The 21,896-nt window shown below is 63.9% G+C and carries 23 protein-coding genes and 1 pseudogene; 10 read left to right on the forward strand and 14 right to left on the reverse strand.

All coding sequences use genetic code 11. The features are described 5' to 3' along the window. The first annotated feature begins 42 nt into the window (after window positions 1-42). From NKH93_RS04835 to moaB, 4 genes are all read left to right on the forward strand, one after another. Window positions 43-900 (forward strand): S49 family peptidase, encoded by an 858-nt coding sequence (locus NKH93_RS04835; RefSeq protein WP_352969376.1) that lies wholly within the window; start codon window positions 43-45, stop codon window positions 898-900. Between the two features lie 81 nt (window positions 901-981). Then, window positions 982-1,167 (forward strand): membrane protein, encoded by a 186-nt coding sequence (locus tag NKH93_RS04840; protein ID WP_023674078.1) that lies wholly within the window; start codon window positions 982-984, stop codon window positions 1,165-1,167. 26 nt (window positions 1,168-1,193) lie between these two features. Beyond that, a complete protein-coding gene (locus NKH93_RS04845; protein WP_352969466.1) occupies window positions 1,194-2,096 on the forward strand; it encodes a 4-(cytidine 5'-diphospho)-2-C-methyl-D-erythritol kinase in 903 nt (300 codons plus the stop codon). Continuing rightward, a complete protein-coding gene (moaB, locus tag NKH93_RS04850) occupies window positions 2,083-2,625 on the forward strand; it encodes a molybdenum cofactor biosynthesis protein B (RefSeq protein WP_352681118.1) in 543 nt (180 codons plus the stop codon). The genes NKH93_RS04845 and moaB overlap by 14 nt, the downstream gene beginning before the upstream one ends. Before the next feature lie 30 nt (window positions 2,626-2,655). Here moaB and NKH93_RS04855 read toward each other — a convergent pair whose 3' ends face one another. Both NKH93_RS04855 and NKH93_RS04860 read right to left on the reverse strand, forming a co-directional pair. Then, the gene (locus NKH93_RS04855) at window positions 2,656-3,630 is read right to left on the reverse strand and encodes a phytanoyl-CoA dioxygenase family protein (RefSeq protein ID WP_352969378.1); all 975 of its coding nucleotides are present in this window, start codon (window positions 3,628-3,630) and stop codon (window positions 2,656-2,658) included. A gap of 190 nt (window positions 3,631-3,820) precedes the next feature. After that, on the reverse strand, window positions 3,821-4,324 hold the full coding sequence (locus NKH93_RS04860) for a glycosyltransferase (RefSeq protein ID WP_292664385.1): 504 nt from the start codon (window positions 4,322-4,324) through the stop codon (window positions 3,821-3,823). A 151-nt stretch (window positions 4,325-4,475) separates the two neighbouring features. On the opposite strand from NKH93_RS04860, the gene NKH93_RS04865 reads away from it, so the two are divergent. Continuing rightward, window positions 4,476-5,630 carry a PA0069 family radical SAM protein gene (locus NKH93_RS04865; protein WP_352540123.1) on the forward strand — a complete coding sequence of 385 codons (1,155 nt, stop codon included), beginning with the start codon at window positions 4,476-4,478 and terminating at the stop codon, window positions 5,628-5,630. Window positions 5,631-5,797: 167 nt separating this feature from the next. Then, window positions 5,798-6,493, forward strand: coding sequence for a ribonuclease HII (gene rnhB / locus NKH93_RS04870; protein ID WP_352969380.1), 696 nt, complete (start codon window positions 5,798-5,800; stop codon window positions 6,491-6,493). A gap of 249 nt (window positions 6,494-6,742) precedes the next feature. Here the strand turns inward: rnhB and NKH93_RS04875 are convergent, their stop codons facing one another. The 7 genes from NKH93_RS04875 to NKH93_RS04905 all read right to left on the reverse strand — a co-directional run bounded on the left by NKH93_RS04875 (window position 6,743) and on the right by NKH93_RS04905 (window position 12,270). After that, complete coding sequence (locus NKH93_RS04875; RefSeq protein WP_023674071.1) at window positions 6,743-7,234, reverse strand: F0F1 ATP synthase subunit B; 492 nt, start codon at window positions 7,232-7,234, stop codon at window positions 6,743-6,745. Window positions 7,235-7,244: 10 nt separating this feature from the next. Further along, window positions 7,245-7,820, reverse strand: a complete 576-nt coding sequence (locus NKH93_RS04880) for a F0F1 ATP synthase subunit B (RefSeq protein WP_352969382.1) — start codon at window positions 7,818-7,820, stop codon at window positions 7,245-7,247. Window positions 7,821-7,884: 64 nt separating this feature from the next. Beyond that, window positions 7,885-8,109, reverse strand: coding sequence for a F0F1 ATP synthase subunit C (locus tag NKH93_RS04885; protein WP_320232093.1), 225 nt, complete (start codon window positions 8,107-8,109; stop codon window positions 7,885-7,887). A gap of 67 nt (window positions 8,110-8,176) precedes the next feature. Next, entirely contained in the window at window positions 8,177-8,935 is a 759-nt protein-coding gene (locus NKH93_RS04890; RefSeq protein WP_352969384.1) for a F0F1 ATP synthase subunit A, read from the reverse strand. 69 nt (window positions 8,936-9,004) lie between these two features. After that, complete coding sequence (locus NKH93_RS04895) at window positions 9,005-9,403, reverse strand: AtpZ/AtpI family protein (protein WP_352969468.1); 399 nt, start codon at window positions 9,401-9,403, stop codon at window positions 9,005-9,007. Window positions 9,404-9,658: 255 nt separating this feature from the next. Then, window positions 9,659-10,843 (reverse strand): cell wall hydrolase, encoded by a 1,185-nt coding sequence (locus NKH93_RS04900; protein WP_352969386.1) that lies wholly within the window; start codon window positions 10,841-10,843, stop codon window positions 9,659-9,661. Between the two features lie 107 nt (window positions 10,844-10,950). Further along, complete coding sequence (locus NKH93_RS04905) at window positions 10,951-12,270, reverse strand: MFS transporter (protein WP_352969388.1); 1,320 nt, start codon at window positions 12,268-12,270, stop codon at window positions 10,951-10,953. 120 nt (window positions 12,271-12,390) lie between these two features. Between NKH93_RS04905 and NKH93_RS04910 the strand changes: the two genes are divergently transcribed. After that, on the forward strand, window positions 12,391-13,308 hold the full coding sequence (locus tag NKH93_RS04910) for a LysR substrate-binding domain-containing protein (RefSeq protein ID WP_352969390.1): 918 nt from the start codon (window positions 12,391-12,393) through the stop codon (window positions 13,306-13,308). 10 nt (window positions 13,309-13,318) lie between these two features. Here NKH93_RS04910 and der read toward each other — a convergent pair whose 3' ends face one another. Together der and NKH93_RS04920 are read right to left on the reverse strand one after the other, a co-directional pair. Then, window positions 13,319-14,752, reverse strand: coding sequence for a ribosome biogenesis GTPase Der (der, locus tag NKH93_RS04915; RefSeq protein ID WP_352969392.1), 1,434 nt, complete (start codon window positions 14,750-14,752; stop codon window positions 13,319-13,321). Window positions 14,753-14,758: 6 nt separating this feature from the next. After that, the gene (locus NKH93_RS04920) at window positions 14,759-15,424 is read right to left on the reverse strand and encodes a tetratricopeptide repeat protein (RefSeq protein ID WP_352969470.1); all 666 of its coding nucleotides are present in this window, start codon (window positions 15,422-15,424) and stop codon (window positions 14,759-14,761) included. A gap of 204 nt (window positions 15,425-15,628) precedes the next feature. Here NKH93_RS04920 and NKH93_RS04925 point away from each other — a divergent pair, with 204 nt between their 5' ends. Then, window positions 15,629-16,630, forward strand: a complete 1,002-nt coding sequence (locus NKH93_RS04925) for a polysaccharide deacetylase family protein (RefSeq protein WP_352969472.1) — start codon at window positions 15,629-15,631, stop codon at window positions 16,628-16,630. A gap of 16 nt (window positions 16,631-16,646) precedes the next feature. Here NKH93_RS04925 and sbmA read toward each other — a convergent pair whose 3' ends face one another. The 3 genes and pseudogenes from sbmA to NKH93_RS04940 form a co-directional block, all read right to left on the reverse strand. After that, entirely contained in the window at window positions 16,647-17,924 is a 1,278-nt protein-coding gene (sbmA, locus tag NKH93_RS04930) for a peptide antibiotic transporter SbmA (RefSeq protein ID WP_352768620.1), read from the reverse strand. 117 nt (window positions 17,925-18,041) lie between these two features. Next, window positions 18,042-19,158, reverse strand: a pseudogene (locus tag NKH93_RS04935) (YbfB/YjiJ family MFS transporter). Between the two features lie 152 nt (window positions 19,159-19,310). Then, window positions 19,311-19,520, reverse strand: a complete 210-nt coding sequence (locus NKH93_RS04940; protein WP_352969394.1) for a hypothetical protein — start codon at window positions 19,518-19,520, stop codon at window positions 19,311-19,313. A 97-nt stretch (window positions 19,521-19,617) separates the two neighbouring features. On the opposite strand from NKH93_RS04940, the gene NKH93_RS04945 reads away from it, so the two are divergent. Further along, complete coding sequence (locus NKH93_RS04945; protein ID WP_352969396.1) at window positions 19,618-20,532, forward strand: LysR substrate-binding domain-containing protein; 915 nt, start codon at window positions 19,618-19,620, stop codon at window positions 20,530-20,532. An 80-nt stretch (window positions 20,533-20,612) separates the two neighbouring features. After that, window positions 20,613-21,869 carry an aminopeptidase gene (locus tag NKH93_RS04950; RefSeq protein WP_352969398.1) on the forward strand — a complete coding sequence of 419 codons (1,257 nt, stop codon included), beginning with the start codon at window positions 20,613-20,615 and terminating at the stop codon, window positions 21,867-21,869. Window positions 21,870-21,896: the final 27 nt, after the last annotated feature.

Genomic DNA, 21,896 nt, shown 5'->3' on the forward strand with positions numbered 1-21,896 from the left:
TTCCTACATGCCTCAAGCAAATCGACCGGAGACCGCCCCCTCGTGAAACGCCTTTTCAACCGCCTGCTGCCGAAATCCTGGCGCTCCGCCGTCGTCACCATTCCGGTCATCCGGCTGCACGGCACCATCATGCCCGGCGGCGGCCAGTTCCGGCCGAGCCTGTCGCTCGCTTCCACCGCCGGCCTTCTCGAAAAGCTGTTTTCCTTCGACGCGCCGGCGGTCGCCATCTCGATCAATTCGCCAGGCGGCTCGCCGGTGCAGTCGCGGCTGATCTTCAGGCGCATCCGCGACCTGGCGAGCGAGAAGAACAAGAAGGTCCTGGTTTTCGTCGAGGACGTGGCGGCGTCGGGCGGCTACATGATTGCGGTCGCCGGCGACGAGATCTTTGCCGACCCGTCCTCCATCGTCGGCTCGATCGGCGTGGTGTCGGCCTCGTTCGGCTTTCCGGAGCTGTTGAAGAAGATCGGTATCGAGCGCCGCGTCCACACCGCCGGCCAGAACAAGGCGGTGCTCGACCCGTTCAAGCCGGAAAAGAAGGAGGACGTCGAGCGCCTGAAGGCGCTGCAACTGGAGGTCCACGAGACCTTCATCGACCTCGTCAAGGACAGGCGCGGCAGCAAGCTCAAGGACGATCCCGACCTGTTCACCGGCCTGTTCTGGACGGCCAAGAAGGGGCTTGAACTCGGGCTGGTCGATGCGCTCGGCGACATGCGCAGCGTGCTGAAGAGCCGTTTCGGGCCGAAAACCCAGCTCAAGCTGATCACCGCGCCGCGCGGCCTGTTCGGCCGCTTCGGCCTGTTCGGCTCGAGCTTTTCGGCGCCCGATGTCGCCGCCGCCGCGGCAAGCGGCATCATCGATGCGGCGGAAGAGCGCGCGCTGTGGGCGCGCTTCGGGCTTTGAAAAGCCGGTGAAAGCGTCTAGCATTAATCATCAACCGACCCGACCGGCGGCCTTGCCGGCCTTGCGAGGGAGGAGTTTGACATGCCGCAGATCATTTTCTTCGCCGTCGTCGGCATTGCCGCCTATTTCGGCTACCGCTCCTTCGTCAGGGAAGCCGAGCGTGTGACCGCCAAGGTGCGGCGTACCGAAAAGCAAGCCGCCAACGGTACAATGGGAACATTGGTCAAGGACCCGAAGACCGGCGAATACCGTCTGGCCAAGGATTGACCGTCGTCCCCCTCGCGGCCGAGCCAGTGAACGCCGAGGCCAGCATCCGGGCGTCGCATGCGCACGGCAAGATAAATCTCGCGCTGCACGTCACCGGCCAGCGCGCCGACGGCTATCACACGATCGAAAGCCTGGCTGTGTTCACGCGCTTCGGCGATCGCATCGAAACGGAGCTTGCCGACAGCGATGGGTTTTTCGTGTCCGGCAAATACGCCTCCGCGGTGCCGGTCGACGACAATAATCTGGTGGTGAGAGCGCGCGATGCACTGCGACGCGAGGCCGGTCCCCAGCACGCACCGGCTGTCGCCATCAGGCTCGAAAAGAACCTGCCGGTCGCGTCCGGTGTCGGCGGCGGGTCGAGCGATGCGGCGGCTGTGCTGCGCGCCCTGGTCCGGACCTGGAGGCTCGACATCGGCGATGCCGAACTCGCGCGGATCGGCCTGTCGCTCGGCGCCGACGTGCCGATGTGCCTCGCAGCCAGACCGCTGATAGCCCGCGGCATCGGCGACGAGCTGACGCTCGTGCCGGGTTTCCCGGCGCTGGGTCTGGTGCTCGTCAATCCCGGCACTGCCGTCTCGACGGCCGACGTGTTCGAGGCGCTTGGCCGCCGCGACAATGCGGGACTGCCGCCGCTGCCGCGCAGCCTCGACTTCCACAGCATCCGGAACTGGCTGGAGATCACCCGCAATGATCTCGAGCCTGCGGCGCGCGCAATCCAGCCCGCCATCGGCAAGGCGCTTTCCGTGCTCAACAAGGCCGGAGCCGGTTTTGCCAGGATGTCCGGCTCCGGCGCCACCTGCTTCGGGCTGTTCGAGACCGGCAATGTGGCCAAGCGCGCGGCCGTCGATATCCGCGGCCGCCATCCAGACTGGTTTGTCGCGGCGACGCGAAGCGTGACATCGGAGGCTGACGCCCATGGCCAGGATTGACGAGAGCCGCCCCTTCGTTCCTGTGCGCATCGCGGTACTGACCGTTTCCGATACGCGCAGCCTCGCCGACGACAAATCCGGGCAAACGCTGGCCGACCGCATTGCCGAGGCCGGCCATGTCCTGGCCGCCCGCGACATCGTTACCGACGACCGCGACAAGATCCGCGACAGGGTCCTGGGCTGGTCGAAGGACGATGCGATCGATGTCGTCATCACCACCGGCGGCACCGGCTTCACCGGCCGCGACGTGACGCCGGAAGCGCTGGAGCCGATCTTCGAAAAGCGCATGGACGGCTTTTCCGAAGTGTTCCACCGCATCTCCTACGACAAGATCGGCACTTCGACGATCCAGAGCCGGGCAACCGGCGGCGTCGTCAATGCCACCTTCGTCTTCGTGCTGCCGGGCTCGCCCGGCGCCTGCAAGGACGCCTGGGACGGCATCTTGAAGCCGCAGCTCGACTACCGGCACATGCCCTGCAACTTCGTCGAGATCATGCCGCGGCTGGACGAGCATTTGCGGCGCGGCTGAGAACCGAGGTATCAGCCAAGCGACCTCGGTTTAGCGAATGACCGGCTCGCCGTGAAAACGCCGGCGCGACGGCGGCGAGACGCCGAAGCCGACCTCCATCATCAGCCGCGGCGTGCGCGTCGGCACGGTGCCCATATGGAAGCCGAACGGATCCTCGACAAAGCCGAGGCCGGCCGGCCCGGTCAGCGTGACCGGGCTCTGCTCGCCGTAGACGCCCAGCACCTCTTCCGCCGAATGGCCGACCAGCAGCGTCAGCTGATGCTTCAGGATGCGGCGGTTGTGGGAGCCGCGGACATAGACATGCGGCCCAGTGTCGGCGTCGACCGGCACCAGGTAGAAAAAGAATTTCAGCATGCGCCAGTCGTCGAGGTCGAAATGGTATTTGCCGAGCGAGGCCATGTTCTTGTCGGCGTCCGAGACGCCACCGGTCGGAAAGCTCCACCAGACGCGGGTGGTGATCAGCTTGGCCTGGCTGCCGAGATAGTGCGCTGCGATATCGAGAAGCAGCGGATCGCGCTGCACGGCGACCGCAGCGTTGCAGTCGAGGACCCGTTCGAAATAGTGACCGCTGAGCAGCGGTCGGCCGAAATGCTTTTCGGCATCGGCGTGTTTTTCGGGCAGGAATTCCAGCCGGCGGTCGAAATTGCCGAAGCATGGCGTGAGCTCGGCGAAGCGGGCGATCTCGTCATGGATGGCGGCCGGCAGCATCAGGCCCGAACAGAGCCCCTCGGTGCGCAGCGCGCCGACGACGGCATCGCGGTCAACGCCGGCGAACATCGTTTCACCGACATTGCGCGCCGGCGGAACGGGCTTTGCACCGCGCCAGTGCAGGCGCCGCGCCGGCATGGTGCGGGCCAGCATGAACATCGGCAGCCATGCCGGATTCTCGCGAAGGTCGGAAAGATAGGTCGGGATGCGGGCGGCGATGCGGCGCAGCATGCCGCCGTTTCGTGCGATCGCCTCGAGGCTTGCGGCGCCGGACTTGTCAGGGCTTGAAAGGGTCATCGGGGTCCTCAAAATATCGAGGGAACAGCATCGACGACAGTCGTCGTCACCGCTCCGGCACACCCCAAACCCATTCGCCCGTATCGCTGGAAATGGTAACCCCCGGCCAGATTTTGTGCAATGCACAATAAACGACGACCCGCCAGAAAATTTGTCTGGGCGGAGTTCCCGTAACCGGGACGGTAAGCCGTCACTTCCGCGGCGCGACCCAGATCTCGGCGTGGAGCCTCCTGGTCGCCAGGCCGCGGGCGATCGCTTCGGCGCTGCGGGCGTTCTTCGACAGCGCCGCGGCCTGACGCTTGCTGATCACCAGGCCTTCAGCGAGAGCGCGATTTCCGGCAAAGACGCGCGACAGGAACGGCGCGCGGCTGCCGCGTGCCCGCGAGAACCGCGCCGCCATGGTTTGCCTGGCTGTATGGGCGACGACCTCGTCGATCCAGCCCTCTCCCAGCCGCGCGCCCGGTTCCAGCAAAAGCAGCCAGTCGCCCTTGGCCTGCCTGATGCCGGCGGCGATGCCGCCGCTGACATAGTGGCAGCCGGCATGTTCGGCGACGCGGTGCGTCTGATCGGTCGAGCCGGTGTCGCAGACGAGAACGTCGCGCACCACGCCTTCGACCGCGCCGCCGATCAGCGAGGCGAGCGTGCGGGCAAGGCCCTCCTCGTCGTTCAGGGTTTCGATCAGGACGCTGAGCATGTTTAGCCGAATAGCGGAAAGCGGTGGGCAGCGCCAGTTTTTGCGGCGCACTGCGAGAAAGTTCTTGCTTTGTTCTCATCGATACGATAGGAATACATTCATGAGCAGAGCGATTCGACAGCGGGCGGACAGTCCCTGGGAAAGGGCCAAGATGGAACAGATCGTGCGTGCCGATATTGCAGCCTTCGGCGCTGGCAGGGCCGAAATGGCGAATGCGATGATCGAGCAGAGCGGCATGCGTGTCCGTCCGGACCGCAACCGCGGCAGGTCGGCGGGCATCAATCCGTCCGGCCGTTTCGAGCCGGTCAGCCGACACGTGTTTGACGATGGCTGGAATTCGCTGGAGGAGCTGCCGCCGTTCAGGACCGAGGTACAGGTCGAGAAGCCGCGCACCATCATCACGCGCAACGAATCGCCCGACATCTCCTTCGACCGCTCGATCAATCCCTATCGCGGCTGCGAACATGGCTGCGTCTATTGTTTCGCGCGGCCGACGCACAGCTTCATGGGCCTGTCGCCGGGGCTGGATTTCGAATCGAAGCTGTTTGCCAAGCCGGATGCGGCGCGGCTGCTCGACAAGGAATTGTCCAGGGATAATTACCAGCCGCGCACCATCGCCATCGGCACCAATACCGATCCTTATCAGCCGATCGAGAAGCAATACCGGATCATGCGCGAGATCCTCGAAGTGCTGGAGGCGCGCGGGCATCCGGTCGGCATTGTCACCAAATCGGCGCTGGTGACCCGCGATATCGACATTCTGTCACGCATGGCCGAACGCGGGCTGGCCAAGGTGGCATTGTCGGTGACGACATTGGACAGGATGCTGGCCAGAACGATGGAGCCGCGCGCGTCGACGCCGACCAAGCGGCTGGAGGCGATCAGGCAGCTTTCGGATGCCGGCATTCCGGCCTCGGTGATGGTCGCGCCGATCATCCCCGGACTGACCGACCCGGAAATGGAGCGCATCCTCGATTCGGCACAGGCAGCGGGGGCACGCGAGGCCGGCTATGTGCTGCTGCGCCTGCCGCTGGAGGTCGCGCCGATCTTCAAGGACTGGCTGCTGCGCCATTATCCCGATCGCTATCGCCACGTCATGTCGCTGATCCGTTCGATGCGCGACGGCAAGGACTACGATTCGGAATGGGGCAAGCGCATGAAGGGCTCCGGCCCCTATGCCTGGCAGATCGGCCGGCGCTTCGAGATAGCTGCCAAACGGCTCGGCCTCAACGCCGAGCGGCGCTCGCTGAGGACCGACCAGTTCGTCCCCGCCGCCAAGGCTACCGAGCAGCTGATGCTGCTGTGACAAAGCGTCTCGCGCCAGCCGCTTGAAGCGGCCGCAGCAGGCGAAAAATCCCGTCCGGCCTGTCCTGTCCCCGGGCTTGCAGACGGTAGCCCCCTCCTGGTCCGGTGCCCCGCCCGACCCGGAGGGGACTTGCGGAGAATCGGAGCCGATGCGAACCTCGCCGCACCATGGCTCGCCCGCGTTCCGATTCTCCGCTTCTCTTGGAAATCGTCGAGAAACCCGACTTCTCGTTCGAGACGAGGGCGATGGCCGAAGGCCTTTGGCCGGTGGCGGGGATGGACGAGGCCGGCCGCGGCCCGCTCGCCGGGCCGGTGGTGGCGGCAGCGGTGGTGCTCGATCCCGCCAACATCCCCGACGGCCTCGACGATTCCAAGCGGCTGACGCATTTGCAGCGTGAGGCGCTGTTCCTGAAAATCCTCGGCTCCGCGCTCGCCGTATCGATGGCCTCGGTCAGCGCCGAAGGCATCGATGCCTCCAACATCCTCAAGGCCAGCCTGGAGGCGATGCGCCGTGCCGTGGCCGGCCTGTCAATCCGGCCGAAGCTGGCACTGGCCGACGGCCGCGACGTGCCGCCCGGCCTGCCCTGCGAGGGCAAAGCACTGATCAAGGGCGACCAGCGCTCGCAATCGATCGCCGCAGCCTCGATCGTCGCCAAGGTGATGCGCGACCGCATGATGTGCGGCTGCGGCAGCCATCATGCGCGTTACGGCTTCGAACTGCATATGGGCTACGCCACTGTGCGCCATCGCACGGCGATCGATCTGCACGGGCCAGTGGCACGGCTGCACCGCGCCTCCTTCGCACCGTTCCGGTTCGGCGGCACCGAGGTGCTGGAGGAAGAGGGTTTTTCGGGTTTGGATTGAGCGATTCGGCAAGGTGTGATCTCCCCCCTCGAGGGGGAGATGGCCGGCAGGCCAGAGGGGGTCGCCTCGCGTGAAGCGCCAACGTTCTCTTTCGTTCCATAGGGCGTCGCGCCAGGACGTACCGACCCCCTCTGTCGCCTTTGGCGACATCTCCCCCTCGAGGGGGGAGATTACGCGCTCAGTCGCTTTCGCCAACAAAAAAGCCGCCAGGTTTCCCGGGCGGCTTCGATGACTTGTTCATGCAGCCGTTCAGTTCAGCTTCGACTTCAAATCCTGCAGCGAGGCGTTGAACAGGTCGGCGCCGGCCTTGGCGTCGATCTTGCCGGCCAGCAGCGCCCGCGCGGCTTCGACCGCGATGTCGACAGCGCTGGCACGCACTTCGCCGATCGCTTCGCGCTCGGCCTGGCCGATCTTCTGCTCGGCCAAGGCGGTGCGCCGAGCGACATAGTCCTCGGTCTTCTTGTGCGCCTCGGCGGCAAGCATGTCGGCTTCGCGCTTGGCGGCGGCGACGATGGCCGCGGCCTCCTGCTCGGCTTCCTTGCGCTTGCGCTGGTATTGGCCAAGCAGCTGCTGGGCTTCTTCGCGCAACCGGCGCGCTTCCTCGAGCTCGGAGCTGATCTTGTCGGCACGCGCATCGAGCGCCTTGGCGATCATGCCCGGCACCTTGATGTAGATGGCGATGCCGAGGAAGATTACGAGGGCAACAGTTGCCCAAAGCGTCGCGAGAGATGTGGCGTCCATGATGCGCTCCTCACCCGGCCACGGATTTGACCGCGGCCGCGATTTCGGCCTTGCTGGCCTTGCCGCCGACAAGCGCTTCGACGATGGCCGATGCGGTGTCCTCGGCGATCGTGCCGACTTCCTTCATGGCATTGGCCTTGATGGAAGATATACGCGCCTCGGCCTCGCCAAGCTTCTGGTCAAGCGCTGCCTCGATCGTCTTGCGGGCAGCCTCGGCTTCCGCCTTGGCCGCATCGTTGGCCTGCTGGCCGATCGCATTGGCCTTGCCCTTGGCTTCCGCCAATTCCTGCTCATAGGCGGCAACGGCGGCATCGGCCTCGCTTTTCAGCCGGGCAGCATGGTCGAGATCCTGGGTAATGCGGTCGTTGCGCACGTCGATGATGCCGCCAACGCGCGGCATCACCACCCGTTTCAAGAAGAGATAAAACAGCCCGAAGGTGATCGCCAGCCATAGAAGCTGCGAGGGGAATGTCTCCGGATTGAATGGCGGAAACGTGCCGTGCGCCTCGGCGGGCACGCCGGTGCCAGCGCTGCCACCTTCGACGGCGGGCGCGGACTCTTGCGCAAAGGCAGATGTCACGAACATCGCATTCCCCTGTCCATACAGTCAGGGCGCACCTTGCGCCCCCTCTTCGTCGGCCCGGTGTTTCTTACTTGAACACCAGCAGGAAGGCGATGAGAAGGGAGAAGATGCCCAGCGCTTCGGTCACGGCGAAGCCGAAGATCAGACGGCCGAACTGGCCATCGGCGGCCGACGGATTGCGCAGCGCGCCCGCCAGATAGCTGCCGAAGATGTTGCCGAGGCCGATGCCGGCGCCACCCATGCCGAGGCAAGCGATGCCCGCGCCGATTGCAGCTGCTGCATTTACTTCCATGTCAAACTCCTTGTGGTTCCATTGTCGTTGCAGTTTGTAATGACGGTAAATCCGCCGGTGAAATTCCCTAGTGACTGGGATGCAAAGCGTCGTTGAGATACATGCAGGTCAGAACCGCAAAGACGTAGGCTTGCAGGAAAGACACCAGCACTTCCAAGGCCGTCAGCGCTACCGCCATAGCCAATGGCAGGATCGAACCCGCCACGCCAGCCGCGCCAAGCGCGCTCAGCGAAACGACGAAGCCGGAAAAGACCTTGAGGGTGATGTGGCCAGCCAGCATGTTCGCGAACAAGCGGACAGAAAGGCTGATTGGTCGCGACAAAAACGAGATGACCTCGATCGGTACGACGAGGAACATCATCACTAAAGGCACGCCCTGCGGTACGAACAGCTTTAGAAAGCCGAAGCCGTGCTTCATGAAGCCGTAGACGATGACGGTTCCGATCACCAGCGCAGCCAGGCCGAAGGTGACGATGATGTGGCTGGTGACGGTGAAGAAATAAGGAAAAAGCCCGAGCAAATTGGCGACGAGCACGAACATGAACAGCGAAAACACCAAGGGGAAGAACTTCATGCCTTGGGTTCCGGCTGAATCGCGCAGCATGTTGCCGACGAATTCATATGCCATCTCGGAAACTGACTGCAGGCGGCCGGGAATGAGGCTGCGGCTCGATGTGCTGAGGTAGAGAAACGCCGCCGCGACAGCCACCGTCGCGACCATGAACAGCGCCGAATTGGTGAAGGACAGGTCATAGCCGCCGATGTGAATCGGAACAAGCGGATGTATCTGGAACTGGTGGATTGGATCGACCTTGTCAGCAGCCACTTTTAATCCCCATCAAAGTCGCACGCGACTCTACTATGCGTTCATTGCGCCGGTGAGTGGCGCGCTAATTCATTCTTTCGGATCGCGCGGTTTATCGCTTTGTCCGAATTCTGCCATAAGCCCTGCTGAGCGCATGACATTGAGCACGCCGGCGCCAAAACCCAGCAGCAAAAAAACGATCAGACCCCATGGCGTTGTCCCCGCCAGACGGTCGATGATCCAGCCGATGCCGGCACCAACCACTATCCCGGCGATGAACTCGCTGGACAGCTTGAGCGCCTGGCCGTACCCGGCCGCACTGCCCGCTTTCGCGTCGTCTTTCCCCTCGAGCCGGTCCGGCCGCCTTGTCGCAAGCGATGCTTCAAGGTCGCGCCGGCGGCGCTCAAGATCGTCGTCGCGGATGTCGGCTTCATGCTGCTTGCCGCGGCCGGTTTTGCCGGTTCCGTCTGGCCCATTCTTGTCGGCCACGCAACCCCCCTGCCCGGTCAGACCGTCACCGTCCGTCCGCTTCTTAAAGTCGCCGGCAACATAGTTAGAGGGTCCGCGCCCGTCAAGCCACGGGCGGACGTTCAAGCTCAAGTATTTTTTCGTTATAAATCAGCCACTTGCTCGGGTGCGACATCGTGCCCGACGCGGTCTCTGGCGGGCTGCGGCCGAATCCCCGCGGCGATGCGTCTTCGATCGGCCGCTCTCGCGCGAAAGACGCAAGGGCTGCCCGAGCGCTCAGCTCCAGCCGCCACCATAGGTGCGGTAGAAGATGTGCAGGCCGATCCTGGTCATTTTCTGCATCGTCCGCGCCCAGCCCGGATGGACGTAGTTGGCGTAATAATGGGTCGACGAGCCGACTTCCGGAATGAAGATCTTGCCGGCTGTGACGGCCATGGCGACATCCTGGGCGGTCTTGTAGGCAGCGGGGTTGTCGATGCGCTTTTTCCTGCCGTCGCAGGCGAAGGAAAACTGGCAGCGGTTGAACCAGTTGTCGTTCTGGTAGACGACGCCGCAGATCGAGTTCGGATAGGCGGGGTTGCGGACGCGGTTGAGGATGACCTGGGCGACGGCGGCCTGGCCGCGCACGGATTCCCCGCGCGCTTCGAAATAGATGCCGTTGGCGAGACAGGCCTGCTCCGGCTTGGAAAAGACGCTCGCCGGCAGCGGCGTCTGCATCCAGGAATGATCGCCCTTGCTCAGCGGCGGAATGAAGCGACCGTCGTTCGGGTCCTCGTCCTGCAGCAAGGCCTCGAAGGGCGACGCCTGTGCATAATCGGGAGCGGACGAGGCGTAGGCGGTCGCCAGCACGTCAGGATGATCATTGTTGACCAGCGCGGCAAGCATCGCCGGCACGCCGGGATCCGGCTTCTTGTCGATGCGCGTATGGAAGGCGGCGGCGATCTGGATTTCCTTGCCTTTGATCTCGGGCTTGGCGAAAGCCATCCTCAGGCCGCTGTCCATGCTTGGGCGGAGCAGCGAAGAGGTGCGCTCGAAGATCGAGCCGGCATTGAAGTTCTTCGGCGGCGAGACGGGCGAGACCTGGATGATGCGGCCCTTCTTGTCGGCACGCGTGATGCGGTTCTCGTCCGGCGTCGTGCCGGCGATGCTGCCCTTGCCGCGAAACGAAACGGCGCCGATGCCGGGTAGTTGGACACCGGAGCCGGAGAGCGAGCCGGTGCTGCTGGAATCGAGGAAGGGCATTTCGGCGGCGTGAACGGAGCCGGCGACGGATTTCTCGACATAGGCGTTCCAGCGGACGCTCGGCGCCTCAAGACCGGAGACCAGGCTTGTCATGTCCTGATAGGCCGCGACCGTCGGAAAGCCGATCCAGATGCCAAGGCCAATAACGAGGGGAGACAGGAAGGAACGCTTTTTCTCACCGGCGGCGGCGACAAGCCGCGTCAAAACACGTCGATGCACGGAACTCTCCAGAAACGCAACGGACCCCACTGGAGAGCTACAATGATGCATTAACCTTGATGGGGCGTTAACAGCTTAGAACGTTGTTTTCCCATCTCGTGTCGAAGTCAGGCGCTTTTGCGGCCGTCGCTTGACGGAAGAAAGATCGGCCAGGCGATCAGCGCGCAAATAGCCGCACCCAGCCAGACGCCTGCCCACGAGCAGAGCACGAGAAGCCCGGGAATGGCGATCGGCACCAGGAAGAAGGCAATGAAGACCAGACTGTTGGCGAGGCCGAGCGCCGTTCCGGCCTGGCTGGCGCCGGCCAGCGTCGTAAGCTCGGTGTAGGCAACGCCGTGCCAGGAGGAGACGCAGATGCCGGCCACGACCAGCACCGCGACGATCGCCGGCGACAGCATCGGCGCTTGGCCTGACAAGAATTGGGCCGAAAACAAGACGAGCGCCGCAAGCACGGTGAAGGCGGCCACGCTCAGCATGCTGCACAGACGCAGGAACGACCGGCGGTTGCCGTGACGGTCGGTGTAGCGGCCGCTCCAGATGCGCATGACCATGGCGCCGACCTGCACGGCAGCCAGGCTGGCGCTGACCACGGCTGTACCCATGCCGGCGAAATCATGCAGGAACACGGAAGCAAAGGTGAGCACCGCCACCTGGGGAAAGCAAAGCAGGCCAATGGCTGTCGCGATGCGCCAGACGGCCGGGTTGCGCAGCGGCGCCGGGCCGGCCGAAAATGCGATGCTGCCCGAATTGGCATCGTCGTGCGCCGGCGGCTGATGCAGCCAGCGCCAGGCGAGCGAGGTCGAGACCGCGGAGGCAGCCGCCAGCAGTCCGAAGACCGCCGTGAAGCCATGGGCCGAAGCGAGCGACGGCAGCACCAGCGCGCCAAGCCCGCCGCCAAGCGGCACCGCCGTCTGCCTGATGCTCATGGCAAAGCCGCGCTCGCCTTCGCCGAACCAGGCCATGATGGCGCGGCCGCTGGAGCCGTTGACGCTGCCGCCGAGCAATCCGGTGAACAGCAGGGCAGCGGCGAGAAGCGCGATGCCGGGAATATGGGCCGGTGACGGCACGACCAGCGCGGCCATGACAAGCAGCCAGACCGCGGTTGCGCCGAGCCCCGTCAGCAGCACGCGGCGGTCGCCCCAGCGATCGGTCAGCAGCCCCCACGGCAATTCGCTCAGCGCCACACCCAGGCCGAGAAGGCCAAGCGCCAGGCCGAGTTCGCCGTTGGAGAGATGATAGCCCGAGCGCAGGAACACCGCCGTGGCCGGAATGCCGGAGAAGGTCGCGGAGAAGCAGGCATTGGCGGCGACGCCGATGCCCAGCACCTTCCAGCGATGACTGGCTCGAAGTGCCGCCGCTTCTGACGGGGCGGCAACGGCGGCCGGGCGAAGCGGTTTGCAATCTGCTCGTGTGGCGACAGCGGACATGGTTCAGCTCCTGCATGGGTCGGCTGTATTCGGTCTTGACGCGCTCTCTCTACCGCCATAGCTTCGTACTGAATATCAGGAAGTTTTTGACGTAATGTCCCGAATATCAGGATTATTGGCATGCGACGCGTGACATTCGATCTCGACGTTCTGCGCAGCTTCGTTACCGGCATGGAGCTGGGCAGCTTCGCCAAGGCCGCCGACCGGCTCGGCCGCTCGACCTCGGCAATCAGTGCGCAATTGAAGAAGCTGGAGGAGCAGGCGGCGACGCCGATCTTCCGCAAATCTGGACGTGGTCTGGCGCTGACGGACGCGGGCGAGACCATGCTCGGCTACGCGCGGCGGCTGATCGAGCTCAATGACGAGGCCGCCTCCGCCATCCACGATGTCGAGCTGGAGGGTTGGGTGCGGCTTGGGCTACAGGAGGATTTCGGCGAGGCGGTGCTGCCGGAGGTGCTCGGGCGATTCGCCCGCGCCCATCCCAAGGTCAAGATCGAGGCCAGGATCGCACGCAGCCATGAGCTTGCCGAACGGATCATTTCGGGCAGCCTCGATATCGCGCTTGCCTGGCATAATGGCGCGACGCTGCCCTACAGCCGGCATGTCGCCGACGTCCAGATGCGCTGGATCGGCCCGGCAAAACAGATCGAGACCAGCCTGCGCGATGGCGAGGCGTTGCCGCTGGTGGCGCTCGAAGCGCCGTGCCTGCTGCGCAGCGTGGCGACCGAAACGCTCGACCGCGCCGGACTGGCATGGCGGATGGCCTTCTCCAGCCCGAGCCTTGGCGGCATCTGGGCAGCCGTCGCCGCCGGGCTCGGACTGACGATCCGCACCGATATCGGCCTGCCGGCCAGCGTCAGGGCGATGACGCCGGAGATCGCCGGGCTGCCCGTCTTGCCCAAGATGGCGCTGTTCCTGCATCGCAAGGAGGCCGAGCCCGACCCCGTGGCAGCGCGGCTTGGCGACATCCTGCTGCAGGCAGCGCTGGAAGCCTTGCCGCAGACGGAACCGGCGCCCGTTCTGCGCAGCGTAGCGTAAAGGCAGAGGCTCAGTGGCGCTTCTTTGCCTTGCCGGCGAAAGGATTGTCCGAGGTGCGCAAGGCGATGCGGATCGGCACGCCGGGCATGTCGAAAGCCTCGCGCAGGCTGTTCGAGAGATAGCGGACGTAGGATTGCGGCATCGCATCCGGCCGTGAGCAGGAGACGACGAAGCCCGGCGGCCGCGTCTTGGCCTGCGTGACATATTTGATCTTCAGCCGACGCCCGGCGACAGCGGGCGGCGGATGATGCGCCAGGATGCCTTCCAGCCAGCGGTTGAGCTTGCCGGTCGACACACGGCTGTTCCAAACTCGATGCGTCCGGATGACGGCATCCATCAGCTTGTCGAGGCCACGCCCGGTCTCGGACGACACCGGCACCGCCTGCATGCCGCGCGCCTGCGGCAGCAGCCGCTCGGTTTTTTCGCGCAGCTCGGCCAGCAACTCCTGGGGATGATCGACAAGGTCCCATTTGTTGAAGGCGATCACCGGGGCACGGCCCTCGCGGATGATCAGGTCGGCGATCTGCAGATCCTGCTTCTCGAAGGGAATGGTGGCGTCGAGCACGATGATGACGATTTCGGCAAAGCGGATGGCGCGCAAGCCGTCCTGCACCGACATCACTTCGAGCTTTTCGTGGATCCTGGCCTTGCGGCGCATGCCGGCGGTGTCGAACAATTTTAAACGGCGGCCATGCCAGTCCCAGTCGACCGAAATGGAATCGCGAGTGATGCCGGCCTCAGGGCCGGTCAACAGCCGCTCCTCGCCGATTAGTGCGTTGATCAGCGTCGACTTGCCGGCGTTGGGGCGGCCGACGACGGCGATGCGCATCGGCTTGGTGTCGTCATAGCTCGGCTCGGCGTCCGGGTCGGTGATGTCCTCGCCGATCAGCACCTCGCTGGCGGCGACCTCATCCTCGCCGGCCTCTTCGTCCTCGCCGAAGGCGCGCGCCTCGCCAAGTGCCGCGATCACCGCGTCGCGCAAATCGGGCAGGCCCTGGCCGTGTTCGGCCGAGACCGGGATCGGTTCGCCAAGGCCGAGCTCCCAGGCCTCCAGCATGCCGCCCTGGGCGCCGCGCGCCTCAGCCTTGTTGGCAACGACGACAACCGGCTTGCCGGACTTGCGCACGATCTCGGCGAACGTCTTGTCGTCGGGCATCAGCCCGGACTTGGCATCGATCGTAAAAAAGATCAGGTCGGCCTCGCGGATGGCGATCTCGGTCTGGGCGCGCATGCGGCCGGGCAGCGTCGAGGCGGCCGCATCCTCGAAGCCGGCGGTGTCGATGACGTCGAAATGCAGATCGTAGAGTTTTGCGGCATGGACGCGGCGATCGCGAGTGACGCCGGGGGTATCATCGACAAGCGCCAGCTTCCTTCCCACCAGCCGATTGAAAAGGGTCGATTTGCCGACGTTAGGCCGGCCGATGATGGCGACTTTGAAGGTCATGGACTATCACGACACGCCGCCCGAGCCGCGGATCAGCTCGGACATCAAAGTCGCCCGCTCGCGCGTGTTGCGCGGGGCGCCATCATCCGCGGCGATCTGGTCGAACAGCTTCAATGCATCCGCCGCCTTGCCTTCCTTCCAGGCGGCAAGGCCAAGCGCCTCGCGCGCCGTATGGCGCAGCGTGTTGGTGTCGGCGGTGAGCGCCTCGACGCGGCTGGAGACATCGGCGAAAGTGCCGTGGTCGACCAGTAGCAGCGCTGCCCTGAGGCGCGCCATGTCGCGAATGCCGGAGGGGATCTTGGTGTCGGCGGCGACCTCGTCGAAATCCTTGACGGCGGCGTCGACGTCGCCCTTGTCCGCCTTGACGGTTGCCGCGCGCATGCGGGCGAGCAGCGGATAGGCGCCGTAGCCGTCCTTCTCCAACGCCTCCAGAGCGGCAAGCGCCTCGTCGTTCTTGCCGTCATTGGCAAGCTTCAGCGCCTGCGAGAAGGCATCGCCGGAGCGGTTGGCGCGGGTCTCGTCCCAATAGCGGTAGCCGACGACAGCGGCAGTGCCGAGCACCACCAGCACGGCCAGCACGAGCAAGGCGGGACCGAAACGGTCCCACAGCGCATGCGCCTGGTCGCGACGAATCTCTTCGTTGACTTCGCGGATAAAACTGTCGTCCGACATGATCAAAACCATTCATGCCCCGGGCGGGGCGGTTGATGAGCCCGCGTTTTAGCGAAATTTTGCCGGCATGGAAGGGGTTCGGCAGGAAAATCGCCTATTCACGAGGCAGTCGCCGTCAACGGCGGCCGTACAGGTCGATCCTACCCGTGCCATATTTCATCGGTAGGCGTCGCTTCTACATTCCCTAAATCAAGTCAGATGCCTTTGCCCCGTTTGTCCCGCGTTATTGCGTTTTCCATTGCCGTGTTTGCTGCCGGCGCGGCTTTTGCCGACCCGCCGGCGCCGCCCGCAAAACCGAAGCAGATCGTCATTATCTCATTCGACAGCGCCCGCGACATTTCGCAGTGGCAGCGCAGCCGGGCGCTGGCCGCACGCACGGGTGCGCATTTCACCTATTTTGTCTCCTGCGTGTTTCTGCTGTCGCCCGAGACGCGCAAGGAATACACCGCGCCCGGCAAGACAGAAGGCAAATCGAACATCGGCTTTGCCGCCTCCAAACAGGAAATCGCCGAGCGGCTCGAGCAGATCAACCTCGCCGCCAGGGAAGGCCACGACATCGGCAGCCATGGCTGCGGTCATTTCGACGGCAAGGACTGGAGCAAGGCCGACTGGCTGAGCGAGTTCGGCATATTCAAGCATATTCTCGAAAACGCGTATTCGATCAACGGCATTGCTCCTGAACCAAAGGGCTGGCGCGATTTTGCCCGCAAGTCGGTGGTCGGGTTTCGCGCGCCTTATCTGTCGGCAAACAAGGCGCTCTACGAGGCGCTGCCCGCGGCCGGTTTCCTGCTCGACGCAAGCGGCGTTTCGCGTGGGCCGGTTGAGCCACCGACCGTCAACGGCATCACGCGCTTTTCGCTGCCGCAGATCCCGGAAGGGCCGAGCTCAAGGCGGGTGATCGCCATGGATTACAATCTCTATGTCAGACATTCCGGCGGCTTCGAGCGGCCGAGCATGGCGGAAGAGTTCGCTGACCGGACCTATAACGCGTTCCGCGCCGCCTTCGATGCGCAATACCAGGGCAAGCGCATTCCGCTTGAGCTCGGCTTCCACTTCACGCTGATGAATGACGGCGCCTACTGGAACGCGCTGGAACGCTTTGCCGGCGAGGTCTGCATCAAAGCGGACGTCGAGTGCATCAGTTTTCACGATTATGTTTCGCATGCGCGCGAGCCTCAGGACGCAGTGCAAAACGTAGGCGGCTGACCGTCGACCGCGTCGATCACGTCGCTGGCTGATCCTCCGGCGGGACTCCAGCCTGCTCGCGCTCCAGATACTCTTTATCTATCTCCGGAAGCGGCGCTCCCTCCAGAGTGGCCTCGAAAGCACGCAGACGCTTGTAGATCGAGATCAACTCGACGATCGTCGGCCAAGCATTTACCAAATACTGGAATGACGAACTGACCTGGCTGAATGCAGTCGAGACCTGCTGCCATATGCCCAGCGTGATTGTTCCCGCGGCAATAGTGGGAATGAGTATGAGACTTGAAAAGATGGCGTCAGCTTGCTGAAAACCAGATCGTACGACATTGAAATAGGCATAGTGAAAGTAGAGGGTGAAGTAGTTTCTCCGGACGTGAGAGAAGAGCTGTGCAGCCGTTGGAGGGCTGGCTCGCGCTGCATCGTCTTCACCATAGACCAATTCCTTGCGGTAGGCGGCCTCGACCCTTTGGTTCTTGAACTCCAGCCCCGGCAACTTAATGCCCGCGAACATGAGCAGCACCGTTCCAAAGATCGACCAGGTTACCGCGGCGACCACCAGCGAGTAGGGAATTTCGCCGACGAGAGGGAGAACCCTCACGTGCGTCGAGAGTTGGGCGAGCAAAGGTAAGAATGCTATCAGTGTCATTACGGAGTCGATCAGAGCCACGCCGAGAAGTTCCATGGTCGTGGAGAACCGCATCGTGTCGTCCTGCACGCGCTGCGATGCACCTTCGATGAATCTCAGCCTCTGCCAATAGGCCATGTAATAGTCGTTCATCGCCGTGCGCCAACGAAAGATGTAGTGGCTGACGAAAAACCGCGTCACGACGTACAAGCCCATCCCTGCCGCGCCGATCCAAGCGTAAATCCAAAACATCGAATAGAGATCGCCGGCAGTCACAGAGCCGGGAGTCGTAATCGCTTTCTGGAACAGATCGAAGAAGGGTCCGCGCCAATTATTCAGCGCCACATAAATCTGCACATTGAGATATGTTGAAAACACGATCAGCGCCGACCCCAGGATCGACCAGCTCTGCCAGGGATGGGGAGAGTAAAAGCGCCAGAAGGCGTAGAAGGCTCCAATCAGAAATCCGAAATAGATGTAGAACCAGATGAACGGCTTGGTCCAGAAGATCGGCATTCCAAGGACTGGAGGAACATTGGCCGGTGCCGGCGGCAGCCCAAAAACAGCGCCTAGCTGCTCGCCGCCAAAAAACCAGAACAAGATTCCAGCCAGCGTCCACAGAACCAGCGACGTGAAGAACAATTTCGGCTGTGGAAAGAAGGATACAAACACTGTTGGGAAATCCTCGATCGATGCGCAAATCAGCGGCGTTGGTCAGCGGGCATAAAGTCACACATTAGTGGGAAAGAAAATGCCCGTGCCCGATGCCGCAACCGAGCAAGACCATAATCATGGCGATTTTGGCGCAGCCGACCAGGCGATCGCGCCGGAAGCGAGCAGGACGGCGGCGGCCACGATCGAGGCAAGGAAAAAGTTGCCCGAGGCCTGCGCAAGCAGCCCGGCGACGATCGGGCCGATGATCTGGCCGAGGCCGAAGGCGGCCGTCATCACCGCCAGCATCCGGCGTGGTGCTTGCGGAGCAAGCTGCCTGCCGGCCTGCAGGCCAAGCGCGGTGATGGCGATGAAGGTGCCGCCGACAAGAAGGCCGCCGAGCAGCGGCCCGGTGCGCCCGCCCATGGCGACGCTGGCGCTGACGCCGACCACCTCGATCAGGCACCCCAGCGCGTAGGTGGCATAGAGCCCGATCCTGGCCGTAAGCTTCTGCCACAGCCAGACCGATGGGAAACCGGCAAGGCCGGTAACCATCCAGACCACAGCCTCGAAGACGCGGCCGCCGCCGCCCTGGCGGACGATGGCGACCAGGAACGTTGCCGTGACGATGTAGCCGAAGCCGAACAGGCCGTAGGCGACGATGATCTTCACCAGCGACCGGTCTTTCGGCAGTGCCGGCTCGCTCCCGGTGGTACTGTTCGCGGCCGAGGTGCCGCCGGCCAGCAAGGCGACGGCGGCAAAGCCGCAGGTCGAAATCACCGCCGACCACAGCCAGCCCGCCGCCCAGCCGGCATGTTCGGTGACGAGGAGCGCCAATAGCGCCGAGGACGCCGCGATGCCGAGGCCCGACACCGCCGAAATACAGTGCTTGCAGGTCGTTTCGACCGGCCGCGGCGAGATGACCGAAAACGATGCTGGTCATGAAGACCAAGACAAAGGCGCTTGCAACGCCGGCAAGAAAGCGGATGACGAGAAAGGCGGCCATCGTGCCGCTCAGGCCCATCAGGCCGGCGAGGATCGCGGTGGCGGCAAGGCCGGCCAGCATCAGCTGACGCTCGCGGCCTTGCGCCCAGCCGCCGGTGGCGGCAAGCGCGCCGACGAGGTAGCCGAGATAATTGGCCGATGCGATCCAGCCGGCATCGGCCGGCGACAGGCCGAGCTCTTCCATCATGCCGGGCAGGATCGGCGTATAGACGAAACGGCCGATGCCCATGGCGACGGCCAGGGCAATCATGCCGGCGATTGCCAGGCGCAAGGGCGAAGCGATGTTCATCGCGGTGCACCATAGGTGCGCCTGCCGGCGAGACAATCCGCCTTTTATTGGGCCAGAAGGGCTGCGCAGCCGCGTCGTCGGCCGGCTCACCTGAAGTGCCAGCAAGTCCTTGTTCAGCCGCAGCAGGTCCTTGGCGGGGCCGTCTCGAAGCGGGTACGATGCGCGGTCAGCCTGAACGGCATGTCGGCGAGTTCGCGCTCCGACATGGTGTCGAGCACCGGATGCGACAGCGGATCAGTCACCCAGCTGGTGGCCTCGCTGTCATCCTGGTGTGGCTGCGCTCCGATCGGGGAAAAGGCGCCGAGCCATGATAAAATCTTCATCGGATTTGCCTCCTCACTCCGCGTAACCCACTTAGAATCCGCCGTTCGTTAGCGTCTGGCAATTGAGATTTCCGCCGCTCCAGTTTAGAAAAACTGTATGGCTACTCTGAACCGCGTCCATCTCAACGGCTTGCGCGCTGTGGAAACCGTTGCCCGCCTGGGCTCGCTCGCGGCGGCGGCCGGCGAGCTCAACGTCTCGGTCAGCGCCGTCAGCCAGCAGATCAACCGGACAGAAAAGCAGCTCGGCCGGGCGCTGTTCGAACGAACGCCAGCTGGCCTGGTGGCGACCGAATTCGGCACCGTCTTTAGCGCGCGGCTCAGCGCAGGCTTCCGCGAACTCGCACAGGCGGTGGCGCTTGCCGATGAAAGCTCGGAGTGCACGCTGGTGGTTTCGGTGGCGCCGGCTTTCGCCTCGAAATGGCTGCTGCCGCGGCTGTCACGGCATTTTGCCCGCCATCCGAACGTGCTCCTGCGCATCGATGCCTCGGTGCGGCTTGCCGATCTCGATCGTTCGGACATCGACGTCGCCATTCGGCTCGGCGACGGCAAATGGCCGGGCGGGCGGGCCGAATTGCTGCTGGCGCAGGAGGTGTTTCCGGTCTGTGCACCGGTGATCGCCAGCAAGCTGAAATCGATCGAAGACCTTGCTTTGACCTGTGCGATCACCGACGAAAGGTCGATGATCAGTTGGGAGAGCTGGTTCGAAGCCGCCGGGGTGGAGCCGGTCACCTTCATGAAAGGCGCGCGCTTCACAGATCCGATGCTGTGCCTGGAATCGGCGATTGCCGGTCACGGCGTCATGCTCGGCTGGCAGTTGCTGGCCGCCGACGCGCTGGCCGACGGACGTCTCGTCGCGCCGTTCGGCATACGCGCCCAGAGCGGCCTCGGCTATTGGCTGGTAACTTCGGCCACCAAGGGCGAAAGCCGCAAAGTCAGGGATTTCAAGACCTGGATCCGCGAAGAGATCGAGGCGACGATGGCGCAGTTCAGATCGCTCGAGAAGGCCAGCTAGGCTGCCGGCGTCGTCAGAGTGGAAAGGTCGGCAGCGCCGGTCTATGTAAGACGCAGTCCCCAATCACGGCAGGCAGGATCATGACCACACATTCGCGCGGCGTTTCCGCAAGCATCGACCCGGTGAAGCTCGACAGGCTGGCGGAGGTCGCCGTCAAGGTCGGGCTGCAATTGCAGCCGGGTCAGGATCTGGTGCTGACCTCGTCTATTGCCGCGCTGCCTTTGACGCGGCGGATCGTCGAGCACGCCTACAAGGCAGGTGCCGGCCTGGTGACGCCGATCTTCAACGACGATGAGATCACGCTCGCGCGCTTCCGCTACGGCGCCGACGCCGGTTTCGACCGCGCCGCCGGCTGGCTCTACGAAGGCATGGCAAAAGCCTTCGCCAACAATGCGGCGAGGCTCGCCGTGCGCGGCGAGGATCCGTCGCTGCTTTCTTCTCAGGACCCGGCAAAGGTAGCGCGTGCCAACAAGGCGAATTCGATGGCCTACCAGCCGGCGCTGGAGAAGATCACCGGCTTCGACATCAACTGGAACATCGTCGCCTATCCCGATCAGGCCTGGGCCAAGCAGGTATTCCCGGACGACGCCGACGACGTCGCGGTGGCCAAGCTCGCCGACGCCATCTTTGCCGCCTCGCGGGTGGATGTCGAAGACCCGATCGGCAACTGGACGGCGCACAATGCGGCGTTGAAGAGCCGCACCGAATGGCTGAACGGCCACAATTTCCACGCGCTTCATTTCACCGGCCCCGGCACCGACCTGACCGTCGGGCTGGCCGACGGCCACGAGTGGATGGGCGGCGCCTCGACCGCCAAGAACGGCATCACCTGCAACCCCAACATCCCGACCGAAGAGGTTTTCACCACGCCGCATGCAAGGCGAGTCGAAGGCCATGTCACCAGCACGAAGCCGCTGTCCTATCAGGGTACCCTGATCGACGGCATTGCGGTGCGTTTCGAGGCGGGCCGCATTGTCGAGGCCAAGGCCACGAAGGGCGAGGATGTGCTGCAAAAGGTGCTCGACACCGACGAAGGCTCGCGCCGTCTCGGCGAGGTGGCGCTGGTGCCGCATTCTTCGCCGATCGCCAAGAGCGGGCTGCTGTTTTTCAACACGCTGTTCGACGAGAACGCCGCCTGCCACATCGCGCTCGGCCAGTGCTATTCGAAGTGCTTCGTCGACGGCGCCTCGCTCAGCCAGGACGAGATCGCGGCGCGCGGCGGCAACAAGAGTTTCATCCACATCGACTGGATGATCGGCTCGGACAAGATCGACATAGACGGCGTCCACAAGGACGGCAGCCGCGTGCCGGTGATGTGCAAGGGCGAGTGGGTTTAGGCCCGGGATCTCTAAACGAAGGCCAGC

Origin of the sequence: Mesorhizobium sp. M0954, from assembly GCF_040319155.1 — a bacterium.
In the GTDB taxonomy this organism is placed as follows: Bacteria; Pseudomonadota; Alphaproteobacteria; order Rhizobiales; family Rhizobiaceae; genus Mesorhizobium.